Here is a 6,782-nt window from a genome sequence, read left to right as displayed (position 1 = left end):
CGGCGCTCACGCCGAAGAACTCGCAGAAGGTGCGGTTGACGAACTCCTGGCGACCCTCCGTATCGTGGACCCACACAATCAGCGGTAATCCATCGGCCATGGTCCGGAACCGGGACTCGCTCTCGCGCAGCGCCTCCTCGGCCTTGACCCGCTCGGTGATGTCTCGACCGATGGCCTGCCAGAATCCGGCAGGGGTGATCGAGTGGCTGAGTTCGAGGGGAATAAACGTACCGTCCGCGCGCAGAATCTCCCAAACGTCAGTGATGTGCTGACCAGCGGCTAGGGCTTGCATCAACTCGCGCAGTCGTGGGGCATCGGCAGCGCGAATAATGTCTTGGACCGTCAGCTGCACGTGTTCATCGCGGGAGTAGCCGAGCATCTTGCACCCCGCCAGATTCACGTCGATGAAACTGCCCTCTTGGTTGGCGAGCCAGATTCCATCACCCGCTTGTTCAAACAGCGCGCCGTAGTTCGCCTCGCTCGCACGCATCGCGGCCTCGGCGTGTCTGCGGCCCTCGACATCGAAGCAATACTCCACGGCAGTGCCGTCACCGAGACTTGCGCCGGCGAAGAGCATCCACGACCGCGATCCGTCCTTGCGCCAGTATTCTTTCTCGTACGGCCCGATGCGGCCTGTCTCGGCCAGCAGACGCATCTGCCGCTCGCTCTCCGCCATATGTTCCGACGGCGTCATCGCGCGCCAGTTCAGCGCCCGCGCCTCGATCTCCGCGCGGCTGTAGCCACTCAACTTCAGGAAGGCGTCGTTGGCGTCGACGAGCGTGCCGGAGCCGTCGAAGATCAGCACCCCAACACCGTCGATGCTGAGCATCCGCCGCAGCCGCTGCTCGTTTGCCTGCATGGCCTGCTGGGATCGCTTCCAATCGGTCATGTCCCGCAGGATCTTGGAGAACCCGGTCAACCGGCCGTCGGCATCGTGCAGGGCGCTGACGATGCCCAGGGCCCAGAACTGCTCCCCACCCTTACGCAGATGCCAGCGCTCATCATCGGCGCGGCCCTGCTCCCGCGCTGCGCGCAACTCGGCCTCGGGGATCCCCTGCTGGCAGTCCTCCGGCGTGAAGATGAACGCGAAGTGACGCCCGAGCACCTCCGCCTCCGAATAGCCCAGGATGTGCTCGGCCGCGACGTTCCAACTGGTGACCCGGCCCTCCGGATCGAGCGAGAAGATCGAGTGGTCCTTGATGTTCTTCACCAGGGCGGTGAAGCGGGTCTCGATCTCCTGGCGTTCCCTCTCGGCCCGCCGCCGCTCGGTCACGTCCTCGATGGCCAGAAGGATCCGCTCGCCCTCCTCCTGCCGCAACCTGCGGGCGTTCAGCAGCATCACCTTCCGTCCGATGTCCGGAAAATCGTGCTCGAGCTCGAAGTCGTCAAACGCGGTATTTTCGGACAAGACCTCTTCAAGAAGATTGTGCAGGCGCGGGATGTCCCACTGCCGGTTGCCCAGATCGTAGAGGAGTTGCCCCTCGGTCTCCTGCGGCGATACCCGGAAAGTCCGGTAGAAGGAGCGGTTCGCGCTCTGCACCCGCAGATGACTGTCGAGGACCAGCAGCGGTTCGCGCACCGTGTCGACGATGCTGCGGACATAGTCCAAGGCGTCCTCGCGCGCCTCCGCGCGGGACGATCTCACATCTCCTGTTGCATCGTTCATCGGGACCGCGAGCCCTCCTCCGCACGCCGATTCGCCCGGTCTTCCTCGCGGGAATCCCTAGCCCTGAAGCGGACGCATCGACGTGGTTTCATGCGTCCATCGTAGCGCATCCGCTTTCCTCACCGGGGATCGCAGGTATACCAGATTGGTTATGCGGTCGTCCCAGCAGGTTGATTCCTCTACAAACTGGCCAATCGGACGTATTCTTGAGAACATGCCATGCAGGTCTTCCAGAGCCTTCTCTGGAACCTCGCGCGATCGCCAGACTGGCAGCCAAGATGGATCGCTACGAACAGGTCGAGCAGTTGATGGAGGCCTTTGCCGAGCGCACGGGGCTGGTGGGTCAGCGGGCGCCGCGGCGCTATCTCTGGACTGACGCATTTGCGGTCTGCAATTACCTGGAGCTTCACCGCGCGCTGGGAAACGATCAATTCCTTGATCGGGCGACCAGCCTGGTCGCCCAGGTGCACGACGTGCTGGGCGCGTATGCCGCCAACGATTCGCGCCGCGGCTGGCTCGGCGGCATGGACGACGGGCAGCACCGCCGAACGCCGACGAGGGCCGGCCTGCGCATCGGCAAGTCACTGCCCGAGCGCAGCCCCGCAGAGCCGCTCGACGAGCAGCGCGAATGGGACCGTGACGGCCAGTACTTCCATTACTTGACCCGCTGGATGCACGCGCTGGAATGCGTCGCCGAGATCACTGGCGAGGCGCATTATCATCGCTGGGCGGCAGACCTGGCACTGGCGGCCTTCAACGGCTTCGTAGAGCATCCAGCCGCCACGGGCTCCGCGCGCATGGTCTGGAAAATGAGCGTCGATCTGGATCGCCCGCTGGTATCTTCGATGGGTCATCACGACCCGCTGGATGGCTGGATTACCGCCCAAGCCCTGGCCGCGTCCACGCACGCCGACGACCGCGAGCAGCGGGAGTTGCGCGCGCAGGTTTCCGTGTACCGAAACATGTTTGCCTTCCGCGACCTGGCCACCGCCGACGCACTCGGCATCGGCGGCCTGCTGGTCGATGCCTGGAGGCTTTTCCGCATTGCGCCCGAAATGTCGGATCCCAAGCACGAAGAGGTTGCCGCTCTGATCGATGCCGCCGCCGTCGGGCTGGATCACGTGACAGGCCGGGGCGAACTCGACGCGCCGCCCTCGCACCGGCTGGCGTTTCGTGAACTCGGTCTCGGCATTGGCTTGCACGCGGCGCAGCGGCTTTTCGAAGCAGCGCGATCCGGCCTGCCGGATTCAACAGCGCCGGACGCACCGCGCACTTCGCTGGACCGGATCCAGCCCTTCCTGCCACTGGCCGATCGGATCGAGCGGGTCTGGCTGCAGGCGGAACACCGAAGCCTGCCGGTCTGGAACGATCACCGGGACATCAACGACGTGATGCTTGCCACCAGCCTGGCTCCGGACGGCTATCTCGGCCCGGCACGCGGCAGCGACGCGTAAAAGGAGGCTTCGCCATGACCCGTTTCAAACGCCAGCGCGATGCAATGGTTCAAGATCAGCTTATCGATCGCGGAATCGCCGATGAGCGTGTGCTCGATGCGATGCGCGAGGTACCGCGCGAGCAGTTCGTGCCCGAAAACTATCGCGAGCTGAGCTATCGCGACGGGCCGCTGCCCATCGAGGAAGGCCAGACCATTTCGCAACCGTACATCGTGGCGCTGATGGCCGAGGCGCTGGAACTCGAGCCGGGCGACCGGATCCTCGAAGTCGGGGCCGGCTCGGGTTATGCCGCCGCGGTGCTGAGCCGGATCGCGGCAGAGGTCTATGCCATCGAGTACCACGAGCAACTGGCCAGACTTGCGCGTGAGCGAATCGGCGCATTGGGCTACCACAACGTCGAGGTCATGCATGGCGACGGCACCCGCGGCTGGCCGGCGCACGCGCCGTTCGATGCCATCCTGGTCTCGGCCGGCGGTCCGGATGTGCCACCGACGCTGCTCGATCAGCTCGCCATCGGCGGGCGCATGGTGATTCCGGTGGGGGATCGAACCCACAGCCAGGAATTGCTGCGGGTGCGCAAGGTCGATACGCACGAGTACACCCAGGATTCGCTGGGCCGCGTCCAATTCGTGCCGCTTCAGCACGCTGGAATCGGTGCTGCGACGACGCGCGCGCGGTGGTTTGGGCCCACAACAGCCATGTCGGCAATGCGGCGGCCACCGAAATGGGCATGCGCGGCGAAATCAACATCGGCCAGCTCGCGCGCGAGGCCTGGGGCGACGAGGCCTACCTGATCGGGTTCGGCACCGACCACGGGACCGTGGCTGCGGCATCGAACTGGGACGAACCCATGCAGGTGATGCAAGTGAGGCCTTCGCATCCCGACAGCTACGAGCAGGTCTTTCACCGGGTATCGCACGAGCGATTCCTACTGCCCCTGCGCCATGCCGCTTCCGAGGAGGTGCGACACGATCTTGCCGCGCAGCGACTGGAACGTGCCATCGGGGTGATCTACCGGCCCGAAACCGAGCGCGTCAGCCACTACTTCGAAACGGTGCTCCCGAAGCAGTTCGACGGGACCTCGGCGGTGCGGCCACTCGACGATCGCGACAACGAGGCGCTGGACGACATGCACCCGCTCAAGACCTGAGGCGAGGCGGGTCCTGCAGGTAGGGGCTCGGTGGTCTCCTCAGTTACTGCGCATCTTACCGATCCGAACCCAGGCAAGGGATCCACCCATTGCCCTGGCAAAAAATCTCCTGATTATCACGGAAGCTCCGCAGGCCGGGAACATCGCATTGACCAGCAGCGGCTCCCCGGGCAGTTTCTCTGCCCAGCGCCCGATGATGTCGCCGCGGAAGACCCCGTCGCGTACCTTGCGAAATACCTGCTTGCGCCCCGGCAGGATAGGTTTGCCCGAGGAGAGCTTCAACCGCCCCTTCCCCGCGTACTCGGCAAGCTTGTAGGCAATGTCGAGATCTGGCGCATCGCTGGCGATGCCCATGCTGGTGCCCACCCCGAAGCCGTCGATGGGCGCGCCCGCCGACAGCAATCGCTCAATGGCATCCTCATCCAGACCGCCGCTGGCAAAGATCTCCACCCGCTCGAGGCCGGCTGCGTCCAGGATGCCACGTGCTTCCCATGACAAAGTGTCCAGATCGCCCGAGTCGAGACGCACGGCACTGACCCGAAACCGTTCCCCGAGCCGCTCTCCGAGATCCACCACCCGCCGGACACCTTCCAGCGTGTCGTAGGTATCCACCAGCAGCACGGTATCCGGATACAGGCGGGCAAAGGCCTCGAAAGCCTCGACCTCCACGTCATGGGCCTGGATGTAGCTGTGTGCCATGGTGCCGCGCACCGGCACGCCGTAGGCGCGGCCGGCCAAGACATTGGAGGTGCCTGCCACGCCGGCGATGTGGAAAGCCCGGGCACCTTTCACGGCGGCATCCAGGCCGTGGATGCGCCGGGCACCGAAATCGAGCACCGGTCGCCCGGCCGCCGCGCTCACCAGCCGCGCTGCCTTGGAGGCCAGCACCGTCTGCAGGTGGATCTGGTTCATCACCAGCGCTCCACAAGCTGCGCCTCGGGCAGGGGTGCGACGACCTCGAGGATCGGCTCGTTGGCGAATACCGGCGTGCCCTCCCGCACCGCGTACACATCGCCCGTGAACCGCAGGTCCGCCAGCCAGTCCAGGAACCGTCTGGAGAAGAGATCCAGCGACGCCAGGTATTCGAGATCGCGGGGCACGAAACGAAGGTCTTCCAGCTGGCCGAGCAACGAATCGAGACCGCAGGCGAGCAGCTAGTTGCGCCGTTCTGGCAACCGGCGCACGAACAGGCTGAAGACCGCGGAATCGTGCATGTCTTCTTCGAGGTAGGCCTGCAGCATCGTGAGTTCGTACAGGTCGGTGAACAGGGCCAGTTCCTGGTCGCAAACCGTGACCGGTGCCTGCGGGGCTGTGCGGCTCATGCGATGATCCCTCTTCGAGAGCGGTACGTGTTGGGCAGATCGATCAAGCGACGAGTTCCTCCAGAATCCGGGCGTGGACGGCCTGGTCGGCCGCGTCGTGCAGCACGAAACGCACGTGGCGTACCGAGTGCAGCCGCGGCGCCTCGTCGGCCACGGTCTGTAGGGCCACGCGGGCTGCCGCCTGCATCGGGAAACCGAACGCGCCGGTCGAAATGGCGGGAAAGGCGATCGCTCGGATCCCCGCCTCTTCCGCGAGCCGCAGGGCGTTTCTGTAGCAGGCCGCGAGCAGCTCTGCCGACGGCTCATCACGCCCGTACACGGGTCCCAGGCAGTGGACGATGAATCGGTTGGGAAGATTGTGCCCGGCCGTGATCACCGCCTCCCCCGGCGCGATCGGCGCCAGTGCCTGGCACTCGGCCTCAAGGCCGGGCCCCGCAGCGCGGTGGATGGCGCCGGCCACGCCACCGCCAATGCGCAACTGAGCGTTGGCCGCGTTGACGATCGCATCCATATCCGACTGGTGCACGATGTCGCCGGTCACGCATTCGATCGAGATACCGCGAACGGTCTTACGCTCCATTTCACAGATTCCCCGGTCAACTGGGCCATCCCCTTCAAGGATAGACATATCGCACAAAGTGTCCCGGACTGCGAGTTGATACCCGACCGTGGCCCAAGCGCCGGAACCCCCAACTCGTACGTCGGGGTGGCCGGAGGGTCGCGCACGCTTTACTGGTTCGGGAGACATCTGAGCCTGGAGTTGGAGGCGAACGCAGCCTTCCACGCCGGTCTGCAGCGTCACCCCGAGGTAAACACCGCACTTCTAATCCGCTGGCACCGGTTCCCCTGGGACAGATACGTAAACACCACGGTCGCCTTCGGACTCGGCCCTTCCTACGCACTGCGCACACCGCGAGTGGAGGTTCACCCCCGTCGCCCTGCGTCCCGCCTGCTTGTGTTCATGCCTGTGGAAATCACATTTGCCCCCCCACAGGACCGCAATCCACGCTGGGAACTGCTGCTGCGAATTCACCACCGCTCTGGGGCGTTCGGGCTGGTCAGCGATGCTAGAGGATCCAACTTCGTCACCGCAGGCGTCCGGTATCGTTTCTCGGACACCGCGGAGCTCGATTAGCGTGAAAGTCACGGCCACGCCCGCCCCTGCGTCCCCGTTTATGGAGTGCGGGAGC

The 6,782-nt window shown here is 65.0% G+C and carries 5 protein-coding genes and 1 pseudogene; 3 read left to right on the top strand and 3 right to left on the bottom strand.

What is annotated here, in order from left to right; genetic code table 11:
• A partial coding sequence (locus EA346_RS14310) for a PAS domain S-box protein (RefSeq protein WP_296759731.1) occupies positions 1–1,666 on the bottom strand: 1,666 nt, incomplete at its 3' end.
• Positions 1,667–1,944: 278 nt separating this feature from the next.
• On the opposite strand from EA346_RS14310, the gene EA346_RS14305 reads away from it, so the two are divergent.
• The 3 genes from EA346_RS14305 to EA346_RS14295 are packed head-to-tail and all read left to right on the top strand — an operon-like array spanning position 1,945 to position 4,270.
• Positions 1,945–3,120, top strand: a complete 1,176-nt coding sequence (locus EA346_RS14305; RefSeq protein WP_296759729.1) for a hypothetical protein — start codon at positions 1,945–1,947, stop codon at positions 3,118–3,120.
• A gap of 14 nt (positions 3,121–3,134) precedes the next feature.
• Positions 3,135–3,914, top strand: a complete 780-nt coding sequence (locus EA346_RS14300) for a protein-L-isoaspartate(D-aspartate) O-methyltransferase (RefSeq protein WP_296759727.1) — start codon at positions 3,135–3,137, stop codon at positions 3,912–3,914.
• The gene (locus tag EA346_RS14295; protein ID WP_366755804.1) at positions 3,845–4,270 is read left to right on the top strand and encodes an erythromycin esterase family protein; all 426 of its coding nucleotides are present in this window, start codon (positions 3,845–3,847) and stop codon (positions 4,268–4,270) included. The genes EA346_RS14300 and EA346_RS14295 overlap by 70 nt, the downstream gene beginning before the upstream one ends.
• 153 nt (positions 4,271–4,423) lie before the next feature.
• On the opposite strand, the pseudogene EA346_RS14290 reads toward EA346_RS14295, so the two are convergent.
• A pseudogene (locus EA346_RS14290) lies at positions 4,424–5,592 on the bottom strand (nicotinate phosphoribosyltransferase); the annotation flags it as partial.
• A 43-nt stretch (positions 5,593–5,635) separates the two neighbouring features.
• Positions 5,636–6,172, bottom strand: a complete 537-nt coding sequence (locus EA346_RS14285; RefSeq protein WP_296759723.1) for a macro domain-containing protein — start codon at positions 6,170–6,172, stop codon at positions 5,636–5,638.
• Positions 6,173–6,782: the final 610 nt, after the last annotated feature.

It is taken from the genome of Thioalkalivibrio sp. (assembly GCF_007692535.1).
In the GTDB taxonomy this organism is placed as follows: domain Bacteria; phylum Pseudomonadota; class Gammaproteobacteria; order Ectothiorhodospirales; family Ectothiorhodospiraceae; genus Thioalkalivibrio.
This window is presented reverse-complemented; position numbering and strand designations above follow the sequence as displayed.